This is a genomic window from Streptomyces sp. NBC_01433 (assembly GCF_026340105.1).
Taxonomy (GTDB): domain Bacteria; phylum Actinomycetota; class Actinomycetes; order Streptomycetales; family Streptomycetaceae; genus Streptomyces.
The window spans coordinates 198,791-220,168 of the sequence record NZ_JAPEPM010000004.1 but is presented as its reverse complement, the minus strand read 5'-3'; the positions used below and the strand labels follow the sequence as shown (position 1 = coordinate 220,168).

At 71.6% G+C, this 21,378-nt stretch carries 21 protein-coding genes; all 21 read right to left on the bottom strand.

Annotated elements, in window-relative coordinates; genetic code table 11:
- Positions 1 to 19: 19 nt before the first annotated feature.
- The 21 genes from OG413_RS40690 to OG413_RS40590 all read right to left on the bottom strand — a co-directional run bounded on the left by OG413_RS40690 (position 20) and on the right by OG413_RS40590 (position 21,367).
- Entirely contained in the window at positions 20 to 673 is a 654-nt protein-coding gene (locus tag OG413_RS40690) for a M15 family metallopeptidase (protein ID WP_266814701.1), read from the bottom strand.
- Positions 670 to 1,704 carry a GNAT family N-acetyltransferase gene (locus OG413_RS40685; RefSeq protein ID WP_266814699.1) on the bottom strand — a complete coding sequence of 345 codons (1,035 nt, stop codon included), beginning with the start codon at positions 1,702 to 1,704 and terminating at the stop codon, positions 670 to 672. Before OG413_RS40685 ends, OG413_RS40690 begins: the two co-directional genes overlap by 4 nt.
- Positions 1,701 to 3,149, bottom strand: a complete 1,449-nt coding sequence (locus tag OG413_RS40680; RefSeq protein WP_266814697.1) for a phosphotransferase — start codon at positions 3,147 to 3,149, stop codon at positions 1,701 to 1,703. Before OG413_RS40680 ends, OG413_RS40685 begins: the two co-directional genes overlap by 4 nt.
- Positions 3,146 to 4,015 (bottom strand): class I SAM-dependent methyltransferase, encoded by an 870-nt coding sequence (locus OG413_RS40675; RefSeq protein WP_266814696.1) that lies wholly within the window; start codon positions 4,013 to 4,015, stop codon positions 3,146 to 3,148. The genes OG413_RS40680 and OG413_RS40675 overlap by 4 nt, the downstream gene beginning before the upstream one ends.
- Positions 4,012 to 5,307: a methyltransferase gene (locus OG413_RS40670; protein ID WP_266814694.1), complete on the bottom strand. Its 1,296-nt coding sequence runs from the start codon at positions 5,305 to 5,307 to the stop codon at positions 4,012 to 4,014. Before OG413_RS40670 ends, OG413_RS40675 begins: the two co-directional genes overlap by 4 nt.
- Positions 5,304 to 6,893 (bottom strand): NUDIX domain-containing protein, encoded by a 1,590-nt coding sequence (locus OG413_RS40665; RefSeq protein WP_323138026.1) that lies wholly within the window; start codon positions 6,891 to 6,893, stop codon positions 5,304 to 5,306. The genes OG413_RS40670 and OG413_RS40665 overlap by 4 nt, the downstream gene beginning before the upstream one ends.
- Positions 6,890 to 7,381, bottom strand: coding sequence for a hypothetical protein (locus tag OG413_RS40660; protein ID WP_266814692.1), 492 nt, complete (start codon positions 7,379 to 7,381; stop codon positions 6,890 to 6,892). The genes OG413_RS40665 and OG413_RS40660 overlap by 4 nt, the downstream gene beginning before the upstream one ends.
- Positions 7,378 to 8,343 (bottom strand): MFS transporter, encoded by a 966-nt coding sequence (locus tag OG413_RS40655; RefSeq protein ID WP_266814690.1) that lies wholly within the window; start codon positions 8,341 to 8,343, stop codon positions 7,378 to 7,380. The genes OG413_RS40660 and OG413_RS40655 overlap by 4 nt, the downstream gene beginning before the upstream one ends.
- Positions 8,327 to 9,361, bottom strand: coding sequence for a phosphotransferase enzyme family protein (locus OG413_RS40650; RefSeq protein ID WP_266814688.1), 1,035 nt, complete (start codon positions 9,359 to 9,361; stop codon positions 8,327 to 8,329). Before OG413_RS40650 ends, OG413_RS40655 begins: the two co-directional genes overlap by 17 nt.
- Positions 9,358 to 9,894, bottom strand: a complete 537-nt coding sequence (locus OG413_RS40645; protein ID WP_266814686.1) for an HIT family protein — start codon at positions 9,892 to 9,894, stop codon at positions 9,358 to 9,360. Before OG413_RS40645 ends, OG413_RS40650 begins: the two co-directional genes overlap by 4 nt.
- Positions 9,891 to 11,900, bottom strand: a complete 2,010-nt coding sequence (locus OG413_RS40640) for an ABC transporter ATP-binding protein (protein ID WP_266814684.1) — start codon at positions 11,898 to 11,900, stop codon at positions 9,891 to 9,893. The genes OG413_RS40645 and OG413_RS40640 overlap by 4 nt, the downstream gene beginning before the upstream one ends.
- Positions 11,901 to 12,400: 500 nt before the next feature.
- Positions 12,401 to 13,723 carry an aminotransferase class I/II-fold pyridoxal phosphate-dependent enzyme gene (locus OG413_RS40635; protein ID WP_266814682.1) on the bottom strand — a complete coding sequence of 441 codons (1,323 nt, stop codon included), beginning with the start codon at positions 13,721 to 13,723 and terminating at the stop codon, positions 12,401 to 12,403.
- Between the two features lie 64 nt (positions 13,724 to 13,787).
- The gene (locus tag OG413_RS40630) at positions 13,788 to 14,561 is read right to left on the bottom strand and encodes an HAD family hydrolase (protein WP_266814680.1); all 774 of its coding nucleotides are present in this window, start codon (positions 14,559 to 14,561) and stop codon (positions 13,788 to 13,790) included.
- A complete protein-coding gene (locus OG413_RS40625; RefSeq protein WP_266814678.1) occupies positions 14,555 to 15,382 on the bottom strand; it encodes a 5'-3' exonuclease H3TH domain-containing protein in 828 nt (275 codons plus the stop codon). The genes OG413_RS40630 and OG413_RS40625 overlap by 7 nt, the downstream gene beginning before the upstream one ends.
- Positions 15,379 to 16,758, bottom strand: coding sequence for a glycosyltransferase family 4 protein (locus tag OG413_RS40620; RefSeq protein ID WP_266814676.1), 1,380 nt, complete (start codon positions 16,756 to 16,758; stop codon positions 15,379 to 15,381). Before OG413_RS40620 ends, OG413_RS40625 begins: the two co-directional genes overlap by 4 nt.
- Before the next feature lie 18 nt (positions 16,759 to 16,776).
- Complete coding sequence (locus tag OG413_RS40615; RefSeq protein ID WP_266814674.1) at positions 16,777 to 17,580, bottom strand: reverse transcriptase domain-containing protein; 804 nt, start codon at positions 17,578 to 17,580, stop codon at positions 16,777 to 16,779.
- Positions 17,577 to 18,680 carry a glycosyltransferase family 4 protein gene (locus OG413_RS40610; RefSeq protein ID WP_266814672.1) on the bottom strand — a complete coding sequence of 368 codons (1,104 nt, stop codon included), beginning with the start codon at positions 18,678 to 18,680 and terminating at the stop codon, positions 17,577 to 17,579. Before OG413_RS40610 ends, OG413_RS40615 begins: the two co-directional genes overlap by 4 nt.
- Entirely contained in the window at positions 18,677 to 19,228 is a 552-nt protein-coding gene (locus tag OG413_RS40605) for an SUMF1/EgtB/PvdO family nonheme iron enzyme (protein ID WP_266814670.1), read from the bottom strand. The genes OG413_RS40610 and OG413_RS40605 overlap by 4 nt, the downstream gene beginning before the upstream one ends.
- A gap of 134 nt (positions 19,229 to 19,362) precedes the next feature.
- Entirely contained in the window at positions 19,363 to 19,962 is a 600-nt protein-coding gene (gene folE / locus OG413_RS40600; RefSeq protein WP_266814668.1) for a GTP cyclohydrolase I, read from the bottom strand.
- Positions 19,962 to 20,669 (bottom strand): WbqC family protein, encoded by a 708-nt coding sequence (locus tag OG413_RS40595; protein ID WP_266814666.1) that lies wholly within the window; start codon positions 20,667 to 20,669, stop codon positions 19,962 to 19,964. Before OG413_RS40595 ends, folE begins: the two co-directional genes overlap by 1 nt.
- Positions 20,669 to 21,367 (bottom strand): PIG-L deacetylase family protein, encoded by a 699-nt coding sequence (locus OG413_RS40590; RefSeq protein ID WP_266814664.1) that lies wholly within the window; start codon positions 21,365 to 21,367, stop codon positions 20,669 to 20,671. Before OG413_RS40590 ends, OG413_RS40595 begins: the two co-directional genes overlap by 1 nt.
- Between the last annotated feature and the right edge of the window lie 11 nt (positions 21,368 to 21,378).

Below are 21,378 nucleotides of genomic sequence, written 5' to 3'. Positions count from 1 at the left end.
GTTTGGTGTGCTGGTCTGGTTACGGCAACTCGGCGGGCCCGTACAGGGCGGCAGGAAAACCGCCTTGCAGTGCCCAATATCTGTCCCCGTATGAGAAATGCCAGAATTCTGTTTTGTAATTACAGAAACCCGCCGCCTCCATTGCTCCGCTGAGAATGGCCCGGTTGCTCCGGGCCTGGTCGCTGATGTTGGGGGCATCGGTGTAGCAGGCGCCGCTGGACTCCTCCGGGGAGGCATTCACGCGCGTGCCCATGTCCAGCTCGCGGCCCTGGCCTTCGGTCAGCGTCACGTCGACGGCCGCGCCGGCGGAATGGGGCGCGATCTCCGGAGGCGAAACGAAGCGGCTGGTGGCTGCGCGGATCTCGGCGGCCTGCCAGTCCGGGTGGGCCCGGGTCAGCTCTTCGGCGTACTCCTCGAAATACCGCTTCTGCAGGCTGGGCGGCCTAAAGCCCTCGACGAACAGCAACTGCAAGCCGTCAGGGAGAACGGATTGCGCGTGCAGCAGCCGGTCGAGGACCCCTTGCCGGACGTGGGCGTAAGACCCGGCCGTATCGAATTTGCGGTCATCGACCTTGAGGCTGTGCGCGCGGACGTCGACGAGAGTTTCGCCGCATTCCTGAAGGGGGATGGCGGTCACTCTTGCGTCGGACATGAGCACGATGCTGCTGTTCATTCATCCCCCCAGTCCCAGGTGCCGAAGTACGCGGCCTCACCGGTACGGCGGGCCTTTTCCAGCGTGGTCAGGCGTGCGAAGTCGCGGGCCGGCATCGGCGCTTTCCATTCGGCCAGGGGCAGGATGCGGACCTCGTCGTGCTCCTGGGGGTTCAGGGCGATGTCGCGGATCTGCGCGGTGGTGAGCCGGCCGCCGTCGAAGACCATCCCGAGGGTGCTGTAGGGCCACTGGGCGCCAGGCAGCCCGAACACCGTGGCCAGGAGCCGTGGCGGGCCGGACACGGTCAGGCCGGTCTCCTCCCGGCATTCGCGTACGGCCGTCTCCCAGGGACGCTCACCCAACTCCATCGTGCCGCCCACCAACTGCCACGGGTGGGAGGGGGAGTAGACGGAATGCAGCTGAAGCGGCCGGTTGTCCTCGTCGGTGAAATACATGCAGGCGAACGCGGTGCTCTTGGGCAGCGTGGCGGCGTACTGCTCGGGCGGCATCCAGTCGGGGCCACTCGGTGGCGATGTTCGCGCTGTCGCAGGTTCGTCGAGACGGGTCATGCGCATCAGGGCGGGACTGCCCGCGAACCCGAGCTCGCGGTAGAGCGGGGCTGCCTCGATGCTGGTATGGAGCTCGAACAGCGTGACGTGCTCCACCTGGGAAAGGTGGTCGAGCAGCATCGACACCACGGCCCGGGCGTAGCCGCGGCGCCGTTCCTCCGGGCGGGTGGCGACGACGTGCACGCGGGCTGCGAGCCCTCGGGGGTAGGCCGGTGCCGGGAGGACGGGGTGGATCAGGCCGAGGGCGCAGGCGGCCATCGAGCCGTCCGGGGCGGTGACGACGAAGGCGCGTGCGTCCCCCGCCTCGGTTAGCCGCGGCGCCAGCTCGTCGGTGCACCGCCGGATCCACTCCTCGCTCAGGGGCGTGGAGAGGACGTACGCGGAGCGCATCCGGATGATGGATTCGGCATCGTCCGGCGTGGCCGGGCGGGCGGTGGCAGTCGGCGGCTTCGCTGTGGCGGTCGGTAAAGCATCACGGTTCACGGGGTTTCTCCTGTCGGCGAGTTGGGTGTCCGGTACTCGGCGCGCAGCCGGGCCAGAGTGCGCCGGCCCCGCTCGACGAGCTCCGGGTCACCGTGGGCGCTGCCGTATGCGATCCCGGAAACCGAATCGAGAGCCATGTCGATGACCAAGCGCGCTACCTCGGCGCCGGTCAGGGCCCGGCCGTAGCCGGTCAGGAACGCCTCGTACAGGTCGGGGCGCCCTGACCAGGCGTCGGACAACCGGACCAGATCCCGCACCGCGGGCCCGGGCTCGCTGCGCTCGAGGTCGATCACCGCCACGCAGCCCTCCGCCCCGTCCACAGCGTCAGAGAGGTCCGCTTTGTCGGTTAGGAGAATGTTGCGCAGCTGGAAATCTCCATGGGTCTGCACCCACTCCAGCGGTGGCAGCACCTCTGCTTGCCGGACGAGTCCGCGGACGAACTCCGCGTCACCCGCCGCCAGATGCGGCTGCGCCGCGGCCAGGTGCCGGTCGGCCTTGGCGACTGCCGCACCGGCGCCGGAGGGGGCGGGCCGCGGAGGAGATGCCTGGTGGATACGGCGGGCCAGCGCACCGATCCGGCGGAAGGCCACGCGCTCCTCCCGTGGGGACAGGACCGCGCCGTGCAGCGGGCGGCCCGGCACCGCAGTGAGCACCACCGCCCGGAGCTTCTCGTCGCAGGCCACCAGCCGGGGCGCGGCCGCGCCCAGCGTGGCCGCCCACGTGCGCAACCCGCGCACTTCCCTGCTGTGGAACGTATCGTTCTGGTGGATCTTCACGTACCAGGTGCCGCCCTGGGCACCTCGGACCCGCCAAACACGGCTGGCCTCGCGTGCCCACGACGTGTCCGTCCACTCGGTGATCCGTCCGACCGCCTGCTCCGCGAACTCCACGACGGCCGCTTCGGGGCGGTCGGCGGATTCCGGGACGCCCACGTCCGGCACGAGGCGCAGGCGATCAGCGTCGGGATCGTAGGCGATGCGGTCGCCGGGCATCTGGAAGTGGATCGCCAGCCGCGCCCCGGCCTGGTAGGCGTCCAGGCCGGCCCGGCAGTAGGCCACCATTGCGGCCGGCAGATCGTCCAAGCGGGTCCACTCCATCGCGTCGCACAGATGCGGCTCCGCGATACGGGCGTCCCCCTGCCACCGCCGGACGTCGAAGAACACACCGGTGCGGGAGAATCCGCCTGGACTGCGGTGATGCACGACCACCGCAGCGTGCACGTCGGCAGGGTCGATGATGACGCTGGTCTCCTCCCGGGCCTCCCGAACCAGGGCAGTGACGACGTCCTCGTGCGGGCCGTCGAGGCGACCGGACGGTAGATGCCACAGCCCCGCCGCGTACACCTGCCCGGCTCGCCGCGAGAGCAGGACCTCCGGCCCCTGGCTGGTGTCCCGGCGCAGGATCAGGTGGACGTCCACCTCCTCGGTGTGCCTCTCCCCGCTCATCGCGCACCCTCGGGACGCCGGGCGAGCAGCACCCTGAACGTGGCCTCCTCGACCAGAGACCCGTCCGCCGATTGCGCGTGGAGCAGTGCGAGGGCCTCGTCCTCGAACGCCCGGTGTCGCTCGGCGAAAAGTTCCAGCCCGGCGAAGGATGTGGTGCGCAGGTAGCCGAGTACCTCCTCCGGCGTCCAGGTACGGGTGACGGGGAAAAGGTGCTCGGTGAAGTCGCTGAACGGTGAGGCGGCGAGGTCCTCCTCGTACGAGCGGCGGGGCTCGGCGTAGGGACGGCGGGCGCCGGCCCGGCGCTCGGAGCCCAGGTAGAGCTGGATCAACTCGCGCAGCGCACGGGTCCAGTCGGCGTCGTGGGTCCACAGGCTCCCGTCGCCCATGATCGCCACTGCGGCACCCGGTGTGGCGACCCGATCGGCCATCTCCAGGACCGTCGTACCGTTCATCCAGTGGTAGGACCGGCAGCAGGTGATCAGGTCCGGGCCGGAGTCCGGTTCGCCGGGCAGCGTCGCGAGCGGCTCGTAGGCGTCGGCCGCCGCGTGGACCAGGGTGAGGGTGCAGTGGCCGAGCACGGGGGTGAGGGTTTGCCTGGCCTGATGCAGCATCTGCGGGCTGACGTCGACCGCTTCGATGTGCGTCAGGGCAGCGCCGGCGGACAGGAGCGCGAAGGGCACCTGCCCGGTTCCGGTGCCCAGGTCGAGCAGCACCGGGGACGGCCGGCCCCGCAGCGTGTCGGCGAGCAGGCGCACCGCCGCGTCCGGCAGGCCTGGGCGGTGGCGGGCGTAGGTCAACGCCGCGGCCTCGAACATCTTCTCCTGCTCCGGTGGGAGGCCCGGAAAGGGCCCCTCGGGGTAGGTCACGAGATGGCTCCCTCATCGAGCGGGTGGGGGGCGGGCAGGTGCCAGGACAGGCGTCCGCACTCGGAGGCGGCGCGCTGCCGACCGTCCGGGTCGAAGAAGAGGCGGTAACGGTCTGGGGAACGTGCGGCCCGCCACCGATCGGCGAGGTCCTGGATCTCTTTCCAGATATCCCGCGGTCCGTTGACGGTGACGCTCCAGCGCCGGTGGCCCACCGGCTCCGCGCGCATCCAGGATCCGCAGCCGGGTGCGCCGATCGCGAGGCGCTCAGACCCGAAGTCCCGCACAAGACCACCGCCGAGGAGATGGTCGGCCGCCAGCCAGAAACCGCGGTCACTGTCCGCGGGCGGCGCCAGCATGCTCCGCTGAGTCCACGTGCCCGGCTCGGTGACCATGCTCTTCCGGAACTCGTCGCTGAGCCAGATCCGCGCCATGCCGTGCCCGGCACGATGCGCGAACTCCACGGCCCGCAGCTCCGCCGTGATCCGCCCGTCGGCGGTGCGCCCGACGACAGCGAGGCCGGGCCACGACGGGGACGCGCTGCTGACGTGTGTCAGCAGCTTGCCCCCGGACGCGAGCTGCTCGACCAAGGCCGCCGGCACCTGCCCCACCGTGTACGACACGAGGATCCGGTCGAACTCTCGGGCCGGCACGCCCTGTTCGCCCGAACCGCACACCGCCTGCGGCCGGAAGCCGAGATCGGCCAGCCGGGCGGCGGCTGCGTCGGTGAGGTTCCGGTCCCGGTCGAGGGTGACAACCCCCTGGTCGCCGCAGACCTGGCAGGCCACCGCGGCGGTCACCCCCGCGCCCGTCCCGACGTCCAGCAACCGCAGTCCCGGGCGCAGATCCAGCTCCTCCAGCAGCTCGACGGTCAAACCCATCACCGTCGACATCGACGTGATCGACGCCCTCGACCGCGTCCCGCGCGCCCGGCCCAGCAGCGGCTCCCCGTCGTGCTGGACGAGCACACTGGCCCCGCCGTACAGCAGCCCGAGCAGCTCTGGGCGGTCCTGCGGCCCCGACCAGTCCAGCAGATCCCAGCGTGGCGGCTCCTCGCCCGGGGCGCTGCGCCGTACGTACGCCTGTGGCATCAGCACTTCGCGGGGCAGCGTGAGGAGGGCGTCGCGGACCGGGCCCGGCCGCAGAGACCCTTCCTCCTCGAGTCGGGCGACCATCGCCGCCCGCGCGGCCTTCGGATCCGCTTCCCCACACGTCGGCGTGACTCCGCCGCCCGGGCCTGCAGTCTGCTCCGGCGCCTGGTCACCGGCGGCGGGACAGGTGTCCAGAGTGCTCATCGCTCGCCCCAGCCCTGCTCGGAGTACGGGCGCCCCCGACGGATTCCGTCGATCGCCATGCGGGTGTACGGCACGACCGCTTCCGGCAGGTCCTGCGGCGTCCACCACCGCCACTCCACGCACCGGTCGGGCTCCAGGACCTCCGGGTTGCCGGTCCAGGAGCGGGCCTGGAAGACGAGCGCGATCCTCGGCCGGGCGTCGGGTGAGTCGACGTGGTGCACCGTGTGGACGAGCTCGACGTCCTCGGGCGCGATGGTGAGGCCCGCTTCCTCCTTTGCTTCCCGAACCAGGCAGTCGATCGCCGTTTCCCGCTCGCAGTGGCCGGCCAGGAAGTGCCAGGTGTCCGGCGCATACGTGGAGTCCGGGTGGCGCAGGCCGAGGAGGATCCGGCCCTGGTCGTCCTGGAGATGGAGATGAACGCCGACGATGTGCAGCTCGGTTCCCGGCGGAGCCTCGTCGGCCAACGGGACTGTGTCGTCCGGAAGTTCCTTCGCCGCGGGGTGCTCGGCCGCGTGGCGCCGGATCAGCTCCCCGAGCCCGGGGCTGAGGCGCAGCCGGTCGAGCATGTCCACGGTGCACCACGTCAGCAGGACACCTTCGCGGAGATCCACCGCCTCGGCATCGCCGCTCCAGTGGCCGGCGTAGACGCCGATGGGCACGGCCAGGCCGTCGACGCTCGTCGCCTCCTGGACGGCGAACGGCATCAGGCCCGTGGGCTGCAGACCCGGGACCTCCTCGGCGAGCTCGCGCCGCAGTGTCGCCTCAAGGCTGGCATCGTCCCGCGACCGTTTGCCTCCCACGAGGGCCAGGACCCAGGGCTCCCACATGCCTTCGCGGTCATCGCGCAGATGAAGGAGATACCGGCCGGCTCCGTCGTAGATCAGGGCGTTGGCGCTGACGGGCTCCGGGCGCCCATCCAGGCCGTGCGGCTCGGCAGCGAGGAGCTTGGCCCGCAGTGTTGGGGAGCGGACGTCGGCGTACGGGAGCCACTGGGCCCCGGCGACTTCCTCGTCCTGCAGAGCGAGCGCGGGCGGTTGCTCGGCGGTGAGGTAGAACGCGAAGCGGAAGTCGAAGTGCTGGTGAGCGGGCTCGCCCTTGGCCGCGTTGGCGTCGATGTCATGGACGTCCACGTCGATCGGCTCGTCGAGGAGCTGCGGAGTCAGGCACAGGTCGCTGGGGCGCAGCCCGGCCTCTTCGCATACCTCGCGCACGGCCGCGGCCAGGAGCGTACGGTCACCCGCCTCAGCGTGGCCGCCTGGGCAGAGGGTCAGCCCTGTCACTCGATGTCCGATGTGGAGCACCCGGCGGTCGCGGTCGATGACCACCGCGCTGCAGGTGACGTGACCGGGCAGCGTGGCGCGGCTCGACGGCTCCCCGGTGCCGTCGAGGACAGCCAGCAGCCCCTCCAGAGCGTCCCGTTCCTCGGCATGCCGGCTGAGATAGGCCTCTACGGTGGCGCGGATATCAGAGCGGGAGGGCGGCACGTGATCACCTCGGATATTGAAGGGCAGGGAGTAGGTGCTGAGCAGGAGGGGCGCGCCCGACGGCGGCTCCAGGCCAGGGTCCGTGTCCGGGTTCGTGCTCACCGGCCGCCTTCCGTAGAGCGGTCGCGCCGCGCATCCACGGCGACCGCGGGATTCGGGACGATCGGCCCCGACGGCGTCGGAGGTGTGACGGCCTCGACCGAAGGAGAAGCCACGGCGGGTGAGCCGGGCATGTCCTTCAGACCGCGCAGCGGGGAGCGGTAGAGAACCACGAGGGGGACGACGAGGAGGCAGGTGCCGACGACCAGGGTGGGGCGCACGCCGATCCAGGTGCCGAGCCCGCCGGCGAGGAGCGCGGCCACCGGCCGCCCGCCGGAGGTCAGCCAGGTACTCACGGCCTGCATGCGGGCCTGCATGCCGTCGGCGGTGACGACCTGGCGAATGGTGCGCTGGGTCGTGCCCGCGGCCCCGGCACAGGCCAGCTGGAGGAACAGGGCGGCACCGATGGCGAACTGCCAGCCGAGGCCCGGGGAGGCGAGGAGCAGAGGGATCTGGGTGAGCGGGGTGATCGCGAGCGCGGTGAGCATCATCGGCCCGGGCCCGTACCGCGCCGCGAGCGACGGGGCGGCCAGAGCACCCGCCGCCGCGCCCAGGGCTCCGAATCGGCCCGGGCCCGTACCGCGCCGCGAGCGACGGGGCGGCCAGAGCACCCGCCGCCGCGCCCAGGGCTCCGATGCCCAGGACCACGCCGAACGCGGTTGGGCCCAGGGCGAGGGACCGGAGCAGGTACAGCGCCCACAAGGTATTGAGGAGCGCCAGGGCGGCCGAGGTCGTGGCGTTGACGAGGGTCAGGGGTGCGCAGCCGGTGGTCGCCGTTCACGTAGCGCAGACCCTCACCGATGTCGGTGTGCAGCCGACGGCCTTCCGCTGCCGGCCGGGGGCTTTCGGGGGCTTGGATGCGGGCGGTGCACCAGGCGCTGACGAGGTAGGACAGGACGTCCCCGAGAAGGGCACGGGCCGGGCCGAGGAGCGCGGTCAGGGCGGCGCCGAGGTTGCTGCCCGCGGTGGCGGCGACGGCGAAGAGGCTGCCGATGCGGGCGTTGCTTCGCTGGAGCAGGGACCGGTCGACCAGGCCGGGCAGGAGACTGATCGCGGCGGCATCGTGCAGCACGCCCGCCGCGCCCTGCACGGCCGCGACCACCATCAGCTGGGTCAGGGACAGCCGGTCCAGCGCGGCCGCCACCGGCACGCTGGCCAGCGCGGCGGCGCTGACCAGGTCGCCGGTGATCATCTGCCTGCGCTTGGAATGGCGGTCGGCCAGGGCCCCGGCGTGCAAGGCCAGCAGTGCGGGCGGCAGTTGGCCCAGGAACGTCAACCAGGCGACTTCGGCGGTGGTCGCGTCGAGTTCGAGCACCGCCAGCACGGGGATCACCATGCTGCTGATCGAGCTGCCGGTCACGCTGGCTGCCTGCCCGGTCAGGTAGCGCCGGAAGTCGCGGTGCCGCCACAGCGACGGCCGGGCGCCGGAGGAGGGGTCAGCGGAGGAGGTCATGGAGCGCCTCCTCGGCTTCCGTCAGGTGCTCCCACAGCACACGCTGCGCCTGATGCCGGTCCCGCGCGTACGCCTCCAGCTGAGAGGTGACCGCGGACGGGTCGTCGAGCGGCTCGGACAGGGGATATGCCGAACAGGCCAGATAGCCGGCCGCTACCCGTGGCACCGTCAGCAGGTCTTCCGTCGACATGGCCGGGTTGGCCTCCCGGTAGGCAGCGACGGCTGCGGCCAGGCCAGCGGGCCAGTTGGGGGCGGCGAGAACCGTGCGCGGGTCGAGCACGATGCGGCCCAGCTCCCACATCGGGCTGCGGTGCGACGGCGGCCGGAAGTCGATCACTGCGGCGACCTTCTCGCCTTTCAGCATCAAGTTCAGGGAGGAGAGGTCGCCGTGAACGATCTGCACGGCGAGGGTCGGCGGGAGCGCCTTGAGCATGGAAGCCGCGGCAGGGAGCCCTTCCAGCCGCTCCCGAGCGGCGTCCCTCGCCCATACCTCGAAGGGGCAGCTCGGGGGCTGCTTCGCATAGCGGCCGAGCAGTCGCTCCAAGCGCTGTCGGCCCCGCTTGATGTCGCAGACCTCGCGGGCGGGGGCGCGGCGCGGCGGCCCGTCCGGATGGCGGGCGAGTTTGCGGTGCAGCCGGCCCACGGTCTCGCCGACGGCGGCCCACCGCGTGCCGGACAGACCGCCTTCCGCTGTCTCGGCACCTTCAACGAACGCGGCGACGGACACCGACACCCCGCCGCCCGCCGCGATGAGATCACCGTCGAGGGTGCGGCGCATCACCGGCACCGGGACCCCGCTGCGCGCGGTGAACTCGGCCAGCTCGAGGGCACGCTGCTCGGCCGCCAGATCAGCGCTCGCCGGATAGACCTTCACGAACCATCGCCGACCGTCGGCGTCCTGGGCCACGTAGTTGCAGGTGGCGGTCCCTGACGGCCCCTCGGAGACGTCGGTCGGGATGATGCGGTAGTGCAGCGCCAGGACTCCCGCCACCACCATCACGGCGGCCTCCGCGCTCATCGCGGCACCACCGAGGACCCAGTGCGGCCCAGCAGCTCGCGCAGGCCCCGGGCGTCGGACTGCAACTGCTCCTCGTCCTGACGGCCGTGATCGAGGACGTCGAAGGGGAGCGGCCCGCCGGGCGCCGGATCCTGGTCGGCGGAGCGCCGGGGAGTGATGTGGAAATGGGCATGTGGCACGGCGTTACCGAGGAGCTGGTAGTTGAGCTTCAGCGGGCGGTAGTACTGCTCCACCGCGCGACCGGCGGCCAGCGCCTCGTTCCAGAAACCCGCGGCTTCAGCGGAGGTCATCGCGGTCGGCTCGGCGACGTGCCGCGCGGTGAAGATCACCACCACATAGCCGCGGACCTGACCGCTGCGCCACAGATAGGCGTTGGCGAACGGGCCCTTGTTGATCAGCAGGCCCCACCCGATGTCCTCGGCGGTGAAGTCGTTGGTGCAGATCGGGCAGCCGGTCCCGGCCAGGTGGTCCTCGAAGTGCTCCGGCCATTCAGTGCGTGGGGCGGGCGCGGTCCGCCTGTCGGCGGCGCTCATCCGCTGTCCCCGTTCCTGCTCGGAGCCTCGGCCTGGTAGGCGGCGGCCTGGAGGGTGAACATCTGGTAGTACTCACCGCGTTGAGCCATCAGCGAAGAGTGATCACCGCTTTCGATGATCTGGCCGTCCTGGAACACGAAGATCCGATCGCACTCGATCACGCTGGCCAGCCGATGGGAGATCAGGATCGTGATGCGGTCCGCGCGACGGCGGCCGCGCAGCACAGCGGTGTAGGCGGCGTGCTCGGCACGCGGGTCCATGCTGGCGGTCGGCTCGTCGAGCAGGAGGACCGCGGCGTCCTTGTAGAGACCGCGGGCCACGGCGAACTTCGCCCAGTTCCCGCCGGAGAGCTCTTCGCCGTCCTTGAACCGCTTCGAGAGCGGGGTCGTCCACTGCTGGCGCAGCCCGGCGATGACCCGGTCGGCGCCGGACGCCGTCGCGGCCTCGTGTGCCCGCTCCGGATCGGCCTGCGTGATCGTCCCGGTGGAGATGGTGATGTTCGCGAGGGCCGAGAGCGGCCACTCCACCGGGTCCTGGAGGACCATGGCTACCTGGGCCTGCACGCTTTCGGCGTCCATCGTCAGCACGTCGGTGCCGTCCCAGGCGATGCTGCCGGCCGTCGGCTCGTACAACCCGGCGATCAGCTTGGACATCGTGGACTTGCCCGAGCCGTTCGCCCCCACGAACGCGACGGTGGAGCCTGCGGCCAGTTCCAGGGACACGCCGTTGAGCGCGGGCTTCTTCCCGTCGGGGTAGGTGTAGGCGACGTTCTCGATGCTGATCGTCTTGACCTGGCCGGGTGCGGCGAGCCCGGTGCGGCGTGGCAGCAACGTGCGGCACTTCTCCAGGAAGGTGTACAGGTCCGACACCCACAGGGCGTGCTCGTACACGTAGTGCGTCGCGAGGACGATCCGGGTCAGGGTGCCCTGGCTGGCCCGGATTGCCAGAACGGCGCCGCCGCCGGAGGCCAGCGGCAGCCAGCCCACGATCGTCATCCAGGCGAGCGCGGCGTAGGTCAGGCCGGTGGCCACACCGCCGACTGCTCGGCCGAACAGTGCCGTGCGGGCCTCGGCCCGCCCCAGCCGGGTGTCCTCCTCCTCGATCCGCCGGGCGATGCGCTCGTGCTCGCCCAGCAGCGCCGGCTGCGCGGTCGAGGAGCGCAGCTCCGCGGCGGCGTCCCGGTCCAGCAGCAGCCAGGTGAACAGCCGCACGCGCCGCTGGAGGGTGCTGTAGCGGACCTGGCTGAGGAACCGCATGCGTGCGGAGCGCACCGAGGCGAGCCCCTGCGGAATCACCGAAGCGAGAAGCAGCGGCAGAAGAAGAGGGTGGAGCAGGGTCAAAACAGAGGCGGCACCGATGAGTCCCAGGAGCGCGGAAGCGAGTTCCATGATCTGGGTGATGGACTGGCGCGCGTAGTAGAGCCCCCGGTCGTTGGCGCGGTTGGAGTCATCCGCCCAGTTCGCGTCGTCGACGGCCTCAAGCCGCACGTGGGCCGCCAGGCGAAGGAAATCCATCTCGACAATGCGGCGGATCTTCGGTGTCAGCCGAGCCTGATACAAGGCGACCCCGGCATCGAGCACGGCCCGGAACATCAGCAGCCCGGCCACCAAGGCCAGGGACGGGAACGCGCCGCGGATCCGGTCTGGTGTGGCGCCCTGGGCGAAGAGGGCCTGCAGGACGCCGATCGAGGCCAGGAGCCCGAACGCCGCCATCGCCGCCGAACCCAGCTGCAGGACGATCACGGCCCAGGTGGCCCGTGCGTCGGCGCGCCACGCCATCCCCAGCACACGGCGGATGATCGCGGGGAGCCTGGCGAAGATCTTCCACATGCTGGTGCGGGAGGCCTCACCGTCCCAGGTCGACCAGTAGGCATCCTTGAGTTCGTCGCCAAGCTCAGCGCCTTCGGGCGAGGGCGGGGCAGATGCCGGAGGGAGCGGCAGGGGCTCAGTACGGGCGTGCGGTACGGATCGGGCGCCCGGTGCGGCCGGGCGCAGCGGATCGGTCATGACCGGCTCCCGGAGACCGCGGTCCGCACTGCCGGGACAGGCCGGCCGACGGGCAGAATCCTGGAAGATGCCGCCCGGCAGCCACCGTCGTGGGTGGCGGGCGACAGCGATGAAGGGGCGTGGCGGCGCGCCTGCGTCCCGCGGCGGCTGGCCGCTGCATGGGTGGGCTCGCTCATGCTGTCCACCTCGTATCCGGTCGTGCTGAGCGGTGGGCGACGGCGTCAACCCGCTGTGCATTGCGGGCGAGAGGAGCAGCCGAAGGCCGCAGCTGTTCGAATCCGGGACGATGAATGGGAGCGGGCCCAGTGTTCATGGTGTCCTCCATCTGGTCGTTCGGTTGGTACTGGTGCTCTAAGAACGCGCCGGATCCGGGGCCGTTACGGCCCCGGACGGGCGAATGTCTCGAACGTGAATGCGGTCCTCGCGTCTCGGGCAAGGGCCGCCTGCCTGGTCACTTTTGAATCCACACGTTCGAGTGGTTGGCGACGTGCGGCACCCGATCAGGGGCTTGCGCGGTCCTTCCGCAGAACCGGGGCAGGAGTGGGACGGCGTGTGTGGTGGCGGATCATGTCCAGGCCCTGCTGGAAGGTGGCCGGGGTCTCCGAGAGGTTGAGCCGCAGGAGCTGGCCGCCGGGATACAGCGCGTCCCAGGCGGCGGAGGTCCCGCCGTGGACGACGGTCGGGTTGAGCCGCAGCCCCGCTCGCCCGCAGCGCGCCACCCAGGGAAGGAAGCCCTCCTGGGGGGTGCTGAGTTCGGCGAATGCGGAGTAGCCCGCGGCCGGCTCCATGCCCGGGATGCGCCGCACGGGAGATCCGGGGCCGTCGAGTGCGTGAGCGTTGTGTCGGAAGCGTTCGGCCATGACGGTCAGGTGATCGCGGACGCGGCGGTAGGTCTCCTCCTCGGGGAGTGCCGCGAGACCTGCTCGGCTGACGCTGTCCTGAGCGATCTGGACGAGCTTGGCCGTCTGCTCGACGGGGGCCCCCACCACGGTGAGGAGGGAGGCGTAGAAGAGCATGACGACCTCGCCGACGGGGTCGCCGCTCATGGCCATCCGCTCGAACCGGTCGCGGACCAGGTGCTGCAGCAGCGCCTTGTTCCTGGTGACGACGACGGCTGCGCGCAGCCCGGGCAGGGAGAGGTCCTTGGAGGCGGTGAGAATCAGGGCGGCCCTGCTCAGGTCGATGCCGTGGACGCGGTCGCGGAGTATCCCGTCGGGCTGCGGGCCTTCGGCCCCGATCTGGAAGGGGACGTCGAGGAGCGTGAAGTCCGGTTCGGCCCGGTCGGGCAGGGTGTGGCGGGCGCCGGTGACTCCGTTGGGGAGGACTTCGACGAGACAAGTGCGCGCGACCGGGGACGTGCCGGTGGGATGAAGGGTGCCGTCGTGCCGGTAGTAGCCGGTCACCGGGGCGCCCCAGCGCACAGCGCACTGGTCGAAGGCGTAGTAGTTCGGCAGCGGCAGGATTAGACCGTGACCGGTCTCGGCGAGATGCGCGACGGTCAGGCTGATGGCCTCCGTGCCGCCGCGGGTGAAGAAGATGTCGGCCGGGTCCAGCCTCATGTTCAGGTGGCTGCCAAGGAGTTCGGCCATCGCCGCCCGGGCGCCCGCCCGGCTGCGGCCGGCGTACGCGGAGAGGGTTCCGTCGCGGATGAAGTGGTCGAGCAGGGCGGAGAGGTAGCGGGCGAGGTCCGGGGAGGGCGGGAAGCGGTTGCAGCCCTCCCCGAGCTCGACGGTCGTCTCGGTGTCCGGGTCGGCGCCGTCGCGAAGGGCTCCGAAGGCGGTGAGGCAGTCGGCCTGCGCGGGGGCCGGAATGGTGTCGTGCACGGTGGCTCCGGTGCGCCATGGGCCGGGGCGCTGCCGGGCTTCCGCGGTGCGGACGTCGGCGACGTTACCTGATAGGGAGCGCCTCGGGGGCAGTTGGCTGCAACGGGGGGACCTCGTGCAGAGCCGGACGCCGCCCGTTCGGAACGGGCTCGGGGGTCAGGAGGATGCGGGCGGCGGCATCGAGGTCGGGTGTGTCGGTGTGCTGATCACGCCGCACCCAGATGGCGTCGATGCCCGCGCGTCGGGCCCCGGCAGCATCGGCCCGGGGGTTGTCGCCGATCATGACGAGCCGATGTGCCGGGCCCGCCTCCGCCCGCGCGAGCTGGAACGCCTGGGGGTGAGGTTTCTCGTATCCGCTGGCCGCGGAATTGATCACCGCCTGGAACCGGGTGTCGATGCCGAGGGTGGACAGGAGTTCGGGGAGTTCGGGGACGTGGTTGGAGAGGAGGACGTGTGTCCAGCCGTGTGCGGTGAGCCGGTCCAGGACGTGCAGTGTCTGCGGATAGAGGCTCCACGCGGCGGGGTCGGTGTATGCGGCGCGGATCCCGGCAGCCACAGCCTGCGGACGGGAGATCCCGAGGCGGGTGAGTGCCTGGGCGACGACGCTGGTGATGTGGTCCCACCAGGCGTCGGGGTCGTTCAGGTGCGGGTGGGGTTCCTGTGCGGCGTGCCAGGGGAAGCCGGTGGCGAGAGCCTCGAACATCTGGGGGAAGGCCCAGCGGTGGCCGGGTTCTTGGGCGTCCAGGACCTCCAGGAGGCACTCTGCCCAGGTTCCGTAGCGGCGGTGGCCGAGAGTTCCGTCGAAGTCCCATATCGCGGTCTTGGCTCCGGTTACCACAGGCCGAGCGCTTCCAGGACGTGCGCGGCCTTGGGCAGCGGCGCGGCGGGCCCGGCGGTGAGGAGGTCGTCGGGGAGGTCCGTCTTCGTGTCGAGTTTGATCATTTCCCGCCAGCGCAGGGCATGCGGCCACTGCTCGGTCCAGGTGGGGCGCAGTTCCTCGGCGGGGATGTTCTCGAGGCGGCGTGCGTCGGTCAGGAGCCGGGCGGCGGTCTTCGCGCCGATGCCGCGGATGCCGGGGATGTTGTCGGCCGGGTCGCCCATCAGGGCGCGGAAATCGGGCCACTGCTCGGCGAGGACGCCGAAGCGGGGCAGGATGTGCTCGCCGGCGGTGTAACGGCGCTCCATGGCGAGACCGGTGTTCAGCAGGCGCACGCTGGGGTCGGCCAGGAGCTGGATGTAGTCCTTGTCGGTGGTCATGATGTCGACTGCACGGCCGTCGGCGCGGGCGGCGGTGGCCAGGGTGGCGATGACATCGTCCGCCTCGCAGCCGTCCTGCTCGATCCACCGGACGCCGCTGTGGTCGAGGGCGCCCTTGACCAGGGCGAGGGATTCAATCAGGCCGGGCTCCGGGGCGGGGCGCTGGGCCTTGTAGTCGCTGTCCTCTCCGGCGCGGGCCTGGGAGCCGTCCTCGGAGTCGAAGACCACGAAGATCTCGAAGCCGTCGGCGTGCTGGACCTGGGCTTTGCGCAGGAGCGCGGCGAAGCCGAAGACACCGGTGCGGTCGATGGTCTTGTCGCGGCTCGTGATGCGGGCGGCGAACCCGAACCAAGCGCGGTGCAGGAGGTAGTGGCCGTCGACGAGCAGCAGGGGTGCGGTCATGGCGTGGCCTCCAGGGGATGGTGCGTGCTGGTGGGTGCCTTTGACCGTGGCGTACGGGCATCCGTTGCCGGATGACCATGGAGTGTAGCGACGGGCCTGGCGCGGGTCTGCCAGAACGTGGCCAGGAGCGTCGCGAGGTGCTCGGCGGCGTTGCGTTGGTTGAGGACCTTGCGGTGGGCGGCGGCGCGTAGCCGGGCGCGTTCGCTGCTGGTCAGGGCGAGTGCGCGGCGAAATCCTGCGGTCAGTGCGCCGGGAGCGGGGTCGTAGAGCAGGCCGTTGCGGCCGTCGGTGATCTGTTCGGGGAACCCGTCGATGTTCGGGGCCAAGACGACGGCGCCGTCGTGCTGGGCCCACAGGGCGGTTTCGAAGACGACGTTGGCCAGGGTCTCGCCGCGGCTGGGGACGGCCATGGCGAAGGTGTCGGGCCAGGCGGCCAGCGCGCGGGGGATGTTCCGGTCGTAGCGGCCGATGATGGTGGCGCTGAGCCCGAGCTCGGCGCTGCGCTGCTGGTAGAAGTCGAGCAGGGCGGCGCGGTCGTCATCGGTGGGGACGGCGACCATCGCCAGGTGGACGCTCTCGCGCAGAGGGGCGAGTTCCTCGATGAGGACGTCGAGGCCCTTGGTGTGGTCGGTGCGGCCGACCGCGGCGACGACCGGGCGGCCCGCGGGGATGCCGAGGCCGCGCACGATGCGTTCGGCTTCGGTTCTGGTCGGCGGGGCAAGGTCGGCGGCGGTGAGGTCGAGCCCGGACGGCCAGGCCCGGAGCGTGCCCGGATCGAGTCCGTACTGGTCTTGGAGGTGGCGGGTGAGGAAGTCGCCGATGTCCGCGACCCAGGCGCGGGGGTGGAGGCCGGCGGAGGCGATGGCCTCTTCCTCCCAGGCGATGCGGCCGGGGTCGGGGTGGGGGCGTTCGGTGATGCGGGCGGTGGAGAACAGGGCCAGCAGCACATCCACCCCCGGTTGGGTGTGGTGGGCGAGACCGGCGAAGGGGGTGTCGACGCCGATGGCCAGTACCTTCTCGTGCCGGTCGGCCAGGTGCCCGGCGGCGCGGGCGGCGCCGTCGGACAGGTGCCGCCAGGTGTCCGTATGCCAGAAGGGGCGGCGGGTGTCGTAGGGCAGGGCGATCACCTCGCCGCCGAGGCCCTCGACGATACGGCGGGCGTAGCGGAGGTCGTCCTCGTTGTAGCCCCAGGTGGCCGGGCCGGGCTCGGGGACGGCGAGGTATGGGGTGAAGGCGCCGGCGTGTGCGCTCAGGCGGTGGTGGTGGCGGGCGAGGGTGGCCAGGAAGGTCTTGGTCTGGCGGCCGATGCCGTTGGTGTTGTTCGCGATGCCGTTCACGGCGCAGTACAGCAGCGCCTTGGTCGTGGACGTGGACAACAGGTGTCTCCTTCCAGGTCAGCCGGCGGCGTAGAGGTCTTCCGGGTTCGGGCGCCAGATCTTCGACTTCGCCGCGGCCGGCTGCATCCCGTGCGCGGCCAGGAGGCCGGTCAGGTGCCGGTAGGCGGCTTCCGCCTCGGGCGAGGTGGCGGCGAACAGGGTGTAGTTGTCCGTCATCCGCACGGCCGTCCGTCCGGTCAGCTGCTGGTCGACGGGGGTCATCCTCAGGTTCGTCAGCATCGGGCTCAGGCCGCTGCCGGGCGCGAGCGGGTCGGGCAGCGCGCTCAGGATGTGGCGCAGCAGGGCGAGCACGCTCCCGTCGTGGATGAAGCGGGCGACGGAGCTGATCGCGTCCTCCAGGGCGACGCCGTGGCTGGCGGCGGCGACGTCGATGTCGGCCACCCAGGTGAGCCCGGCGTTCAGGTGCCGGGCGGCGGCCGCGACCGCGAGGGGCCGTCCGGCCCGCCGGTGCCAGCCGAACATCCAGGGCGGGTAGGCGTCCCGCTCCAGGACGGGCTCGACGGCGTTGCGCAGTGCCCGGTGGACGATCCGGTCGGTGACTGTGGGGATGGTGATGGTGTGCCGTTTGCCCCAGGCGTCGAACTCCTCGGTGCGCAACGGGCCGGGCTGCCACGTGCCGGCCGACAGTGCTGCGGACAGTCCGGTGATGCGGGTGGACATGTTCTGGCGGAAGGTTCTCCAGGTCATGCCGTCCGCGCCGGGGGAGCCGGTGCGGCCCATGCACTGGCGGGCGGCTCGCTTCAGGGCCCGCTCGCTGACGGCTTGGCGCATCAGCGAGTGCGCCGCTGTATGGCTGCTCACCTGATCATCCCGGTCGCGGCCAGGAACGCCTGGGCGACAGCGGCCGGCGTGTGGGCGGCGACTTGTCGCGGCCCTTGGTGGGAGGCCGCGTGGTAGGCGTCCGGGTCGCCGAGCAGGGTCGTGAGCGACTTCCACAGGGCTTCGGGCCCGCTCTCCAGGGCGGTCATCCGCCCGGCCGGCCCCGTGAGGGCGGGCAGATGTCCGAGCCCGTAGCCGACCACCGGTGTGCCCACGGACAGGGCTTCCGCGGCGACGTTCCCGAACGTCTCCGGGCTGGTGGAGGAGATGACCGTGGCGGCGGCTCCCGCGAGGAAGCCGGGAACCTTCTGCCAGGGCAGGGCCGGGAGGATCTCGACGTCGGGCAGGGCGGCGGCCAGGGCCCGGCACTCGGTGACCACCTCGTTCTGCATGCCCGGCCAGTACTCGAATCCGGCCTCGGCCAGCACGATCTGCAGCGGCCTGCCCAGCCCGGCCGGGCAGGCCTTCAGGAGTTCGGCGATGCCTTTGTGCGGCTCGGCCCGGGCCACGATCCGCACGGGTCCGTGCTCGCGCAGCGTCTCCCGCTCGTCCGGCGTCGGCGGCGTGATGGTGTGCATGAGGGCGTTGGGGACCACGGCCCATTCGCCGGTGTCCACGCCTTCGCGGGCCAGTTCTTCGATCATGAAGTCGCTGACCGTCAGGACGCGGCCCGGGCGGTGGCCCAGGCTCTGGTAGAGGGGGGCGTCGGTGCGCGGGACGTGCACCATCAGCGCGGTGGCCATGTGGGCCGGGGCCGGGCTGAGGTAGCCCAGCCCCCACACGGCGTCCACCCAGCACACGAGATCCGCTTCGTTTCCGGCCAGGAGGCGGCGGACCTCCTGCTCCACGGGTGCGGGATCGGCGAGGAGGGCGGTGAGGTGCTCCTCCAGCGCGGGGCGCGGCAGGGTCAGGCTGTCCAGGCGGAGAAGGTCCGGGCCGTCGCCGGGGGTGGCGGGGCCGGCGGCGATGATCAGGGCGCGGTGGCCGAGTTCCCGCAGGCCGGTGGCGAGGGCGGCGATGCTGCGCTCGATTCCGGCGGGCTCGTCGGGGTTGTGGGTGAGCAGGACGAAGGCGATGTTCACTCGGTGGCTCCAGTGGTCGCAGGGGTGGGGGCGGTGTCACGGACGGGCCGCAGCCCGATGCCCGGCGAGACGATGCCGGGCGGGACGTCGTTGGCGTGAGCGCACTCGGCGTACTGGGACAGGGAGTTGTAGGAGCCGCCGCGCAGCAGGGCGACTCGGTCGCGGCGCCACGGCGCCGTCGTCCACTCCCACACGTTGCCGCCCACGTCCCAGACACCGTCCGGGGTGTGGCCGGCCGCATGGGACCGGACCGGCATGGGGCGGCCGGGGCCAAGGCCGCGCAGGTTGGCGTGCCCGGGCCCGGGCACCTGGTCGCCCCAGGGGAAGCGGCGAACTGCGCCCGCGGCCATCCACTCCCATTCGGCGGACGTCGGGATCCGAGCCCCGAGCTGGTGCGCGAGCTGGGCGGCCTGGGGCAGCGTCAGGCCGGTGACCGGCATCCCGGCGACGGACAGCGGCGTCGACGCCCACCACAGCGTGGCCACCTCCTGGGCGGGGTGCCACTCCCCGGCCGGAACAGGGCCGCCGGATATGCGGATCCACTCCACCGGATCCACTTCTGCCGCTACCGTGAAAGGGTCCCGGGCAGCAGGCACGCTCCCCGGAGGAAGAACCGGTCCGCTCACCAGCACACGCGGGCTTGCCTCCGGCGAAAGACGGCCCTGTCCGGGCGCTCGCCCACTCACCGGACCCCGGCCCCGGCAACCGCGAGGAGCTGGCCACCGAGGATGCCTCCGTCGGCAAACGCGCCGCTGAGACTGCGGCTCAGAGTGCGGGCCGCGTCCTGGCGCACCCCCCGCATACTCATGCACATGTGGGCGCCGTCGGCGACCACCCCGACGTCCGATGATCCGGTCGCCTTGGCCACATCCGCAGCAACGCCGTCGACGATCCGCTCCTGGAGCTGGAGACGATGCGCGTGAGCGGAGACGATCCGGGCGAACTTCGACAGACCCAGCACGCTCCCGCACGGCCGGTACCCGATCGTCAACTCCAGCCTCATGGGCAGCAGATGATGCTCACACAGACTCCAGGCCACGATGCCCCGCACGATGACCACCCGGTCCCTACCGGCGGGCAAGTCCTCCTCGAAGACGGTGTCCGTACGACCCGCGTCATGGTCGAGGAATTCCGTCCACCAGCGGGCGGCCCGCTCCGGGGTGCCACGCAGCCCCTCACGCTCGGGGTCCTCACCCACCGCCTCCAGCAGCTGCCGGTACAGGTCGGCCACCCGCGCGACATCCACACGCGGGCGCGCCACGAGGTTGTCCAGGCTCGTCATCAGGCAAAGGCCTTCGTCTCGGTCCGTGCACCGGCACGGAGAACGGAAAGGGCGTTCGGACCCTCGTGCAGCAGCAGGTCCACGGCGCTCAGGCCCGGACTCCAGCCCGGCGCCCGGCCGTAGCGCGGATGGGAGTACGTGGCGACCTCGACCGTGATGGCGTGCTCGGCCAGCAGGACGTGGTCGAGGTAGACCAGCGCACCGGTCCCCACCCGCAAGCGCGTCGCGCCCCGCTGCCGACAGAGATCGATGAGCATGCCGGTCTGTCGTCCCGCCGGAGGCCGGTCGCTGGTGCGGACCACCGTGCACGGGAGACCGAACGCGTCGAGCAGGAGCCGCAGCAGCGCCTCGTTCAGGTCCGCGAGATGGGTCCAAGGCGTGCGGTAGATGGCTTCGAGGGCCTCCCGGTGCGCGGGCCAGTACGGGGCGTGCCCGTACGTCTGGGCGAGGCTGCGCCAGTGCCGCCCGGCCCAGAGGTCGTCCGCGATCCGGGTGTCGGTGATGCTCTGGCCGAAGTGGCGCCGCACCGGCACGGTGAGCCTGAGGGGCCCGGCGGTGCCGCGGATGTAGTTGCGGTTCTGCCAGCCTCGTTCGGCGAACTGCACGTGGTCCAGCAGGACCAGTTCGTCCGCGTCGGCCAGCCGCGAGAAGTAGCCGGGCCAGGGCAGATAGGCCGGCTGGTGGGCGACCAGTACGCGCCCGCCCATCAGCAGGCCATCCGGTAGGCCACGAAGGCCTCCGCCCGCTCGGCGCTGCACGACGCCCCGGCTGCGGCGTCGAACGCCCGGATCCGGTCCAGGGACCGCGGGTGGTCACCAGCGCGCAGCTCGCGGGCGTAGCACTCCAGCGCCTTGTCCTTCACTGCGGCGGTGCCGGTGACATCGACCCACACGCTGGGGCGCGGGAACTCACGGCTCCAGGCGTGGTCCTCGGGGCCGTGGAACCCGAGGACCATCCGGGGCCAGTGGCGTAACGCTCCGCTGGGCCGCGCCGCCGCGTAGCCGGCCTGGTGAACGACCTGATGGTCCTGGTGGACGGCTCCGGCCGCCGGGATGAGGAGCGCGGCCGGTTCCAGCGCGGCCAGGGACAGGCCCGGGCCGGCCTCGATGAGGCGGACCAGTTCCGCGGCGTGACCGGCGAGGTCGCCGGCCCGAGGGTCGTCGCTCCAGGCGATGTGGCGGCCGCTAACGCCCAGGACGTCACAGGCCGCGTTGAACTCCTCGTGCCGCAGTCGGCTGTCGGTGGGTGTTCCCCACCGGGGCTGGGTCAGGCACGCCACCGCCAGGACGTGCACGTGGATTCCGGCGGCGGTCAGGCGGGCGATGGTGCCCCCGGCGCCGAGGGTCTCGTCGTCGGGGTGCGGGGCGGCCACGAGAACGTGGTCGCCGGGGCTCAGGCCGAACATGGGCCTGCCTC

Coding starts and splice junctions, on each gene's coding strand:
- OG413_RS40690 (WP_266814701.1), bottom strand. CDS start 673: ATGAACAGCAGCATCGTGCTCATGTCCGACGCAAGAGTGACCGCCATC.
- OG413_RS40680 (WP_266814697.1), bottom strand. CDS start 3,149: ATGAGCGGGGAGAGGCACACCGAGGAGGTGGACGTCCACCTGATCCTG.
- OG413_RS40670 (WP_266814694.1), bottom strand. CDS start 5,307: ATGAGCACTCTGGACACCTGTCCCGCCGCCGGTGACCAGGCGCCGGAG.
- OG413_RS40660 (WP_266814692.1), bottom strand. CDS start 7,381: ATGATGCTCACCGCGCTCGCGATCACCCCGCTCACCCAGATCCCTCTG.
- OG413_RS40655 (WP_266814690.1), bottom strand. CDS start 8,343: ATGACCTCCTCCGCTGACCCCTCCTCCGGCGCCCGGCCGTCGCTGTGG.
- OG413_RS40650 (WP_266814688.1), bottom strand. CDS start 9,361: ATGAGCGCGGAGGCCGCCGTGATGGTGGTGGCGGGAGTCCTGGCGCTG.
- OG413_RS40645 (WP_266814686.1), bottom strand. CDS start 9,894: ATGAGCGCCGCCGACAGGCGGACCGCGCCCGCCCCACGCACTGAATGG.
- OG413_RS40640 (WP_266814684.1), bottom strand. CDS start 11,900: ATGACCGATCCGCTGCGCCCGGCCGCACCGGGCGCCCGATCCGTACCG.
- OG413_RS40625 (WP_266814678.1), bottom strand. CDS start 15,382: ATGACCGCACCCCTGCTGCTCGTCGACGGCCACTACCTCCTGCACCGC.
- folE (WP_266814668.1), bottom strand. CDS start 19,962: ATGACGAGCCTGGACAACCTCGTGGCGCGCCCGCGTGTGGATGTCGCG.
- OG413_RS40595 (WP_266814666.1), bottom strand. CDS start 20,669: ATGGGCGGGCGCGTACTGGTCGCCCACCAGCCGGCCTATCTGCCCTGG.
- OG413_RS40590 (WP_266814664.1), bottom strand. CDS start 21,367: ATGTTCGGCCTGAGCCCCGGCGACCACGTTCTCGTGGCCGCCCCGCAC.